1 protein-coding gene and 1 pseudogene are annotated in these 1478 nt (G+C 69.6%); one reads left to right on the top strand and one right to left on the bottom strand.

Annotated features, from left to right (window positions below; genetic code table 11):
- A pseudogene (locus HMPREF0975_RS14225) lies at positions 1-660 on the bottom strand (glutamyl-tRNA reductase); the annotation flags it as partial.
- Positions 661-849: 189 nt separating this feature from the next.
- Here HMPREF0975_RS14225 and HMPREF0975_RS14220 point away from each other — a divergent pair.
- On the top strand, positions 850-1478 hold a 629-nt coding region (locus tag HMPREF0975_RS14220; protein WP_009234938.1), incomplete at its 3' end, for a uroporphyrinogen decarboxylase family protein.

The following is a 1478-nucleotide window of genomic DNA, read 5'->3' as shown; positions in this document are numbered from 1 at the left end:
GCAGCTGGTCAGCGGCGGCAGGTGGCCGGCGGCCTGCTCGACGCCGACGGCGACGATGCTGCGCCCCTGACTGGAGAGCTCGGTGTCGTGGGCCACCCGGCGGGCGGCGGTTGAGGCGCGCTCGATGATTCGCACGAGGTCTGGGCTGAGTGTGCCCTCGGCGGCGGCGGTCTCGGCGGCACGGCGGACCTGGCCGACGATCTGGGCCTCGCCGACCACCATGGAGTTCAGGCCGGCGGCGATGGCGAGTATCTCGCGGCGAGCGGCCGCGCCGGCCAGGTGGGACAGATGCAGGGATCCCGGTTCCAGGCCCGCGCGCTCGGCAAGGAAGGCGGACACAGCCTCGCCCAGGCCAGATGGTGCAGCGTCGACCGGCGAGGCGCAGACAGTGGGACGGTGCGTGGCAGAAGTATGGGAGTCCGAGCTGTGGGCGGCGGAGCCGGGCATCGAGTGGAGGGCTGCCGGGCACCCGGTGTCGGCCCAGGAGTCGGCGTCGATCAGAAGGGCCAGGCGGTTGCAGGTGGACAGGACGACGACCCCGCGCAGCGCGGGGACCGCTTCCAGGAGGTCTGGACCCAGCCCCGGGGCGACCGCTCCCAGTCGGGCGACGACGTCGAGGCCCGGCAGTCGGTAGTCGGCGGAGAGAAGATGAGTAGTCACAGCGAGCGCTATTGAAACATCACTGCGGCGTGCGGGCACAATAGCGGCGTGGCGACGCACTCCAACGTCAAGACAATGTGTCACCACCATATTCCTGACACCCTGTCAGCACCCTATCGACATCCAGAACATCGCATCATCACGCGAAATAAACCCCCTCTGACCACTGCTTACAGGAGGCAATCGAATATGTCTCACATTCAGTTCCCCTATCGCGGGAAGAATACGCGGCGTCAGCATTCTTCATCCGACAATGGCGATTTCGTCACCGGCGCTTCACACAATTCGATCGAGCGCGAGCAGGCGGTCCACGGGCCCGATCCGACCGGCATCGAGGCCGGGGAGGACCGGGCGGCAAGCGGTAACGGGGGTCGGGACGACGGCGTCGGAACCACTGCGACCCCCGCGATCCTGGAGGCGCTGGCGGGCCGGCGGCCCGCCCGCACACCTGTGTGGTTCATGCGTCAGGCGGGCCGGTCCCTGCCGGAGTACCGCGCGCTGCGGGAAGGCTCGGGCGTCCCGATGCTGGAGGCCTGCCTGGACCCGGAGCTCGCGGCCGAGGCCACGCTGCAACCCGTGCGACGTCATGGCGTCGACGCGGCCGTCTTCTTCTCCGACATCATGGTGCCACTGCGTCTGGCGGGTGTCGGAGTGCGGATCGAGGAGGGCGTCGGGCCGGTTCTGGACGACCCGGTGCGCAGCGCGGGCGAGGTTGCCGAACTGGTCGCCCACCAATTCGGCGACGCCCCGGCGCCGAGGGCGTCGGGGCGATCGAGGAGGCGGTGCGCCGCGTCGTCGTCGAGCTCGGCAGCCCGCAA

Source organism: Actinomyces sp. oral taxon 849 str. F0330 (genome assembly GCF_000239715.1).
Taxonomy (GTDB): Bacteria; Actinomycetota; Actinomycetes; order Actinomycetales; family Actinomycetaceae; genus Actinomyces; species Actinomyces johnsonii.
The sequence above is the reverse complement of the archived record's forward strand: the minus strand, read 5'-3'. Positions and strand labels throughout refer to the sequence as shown.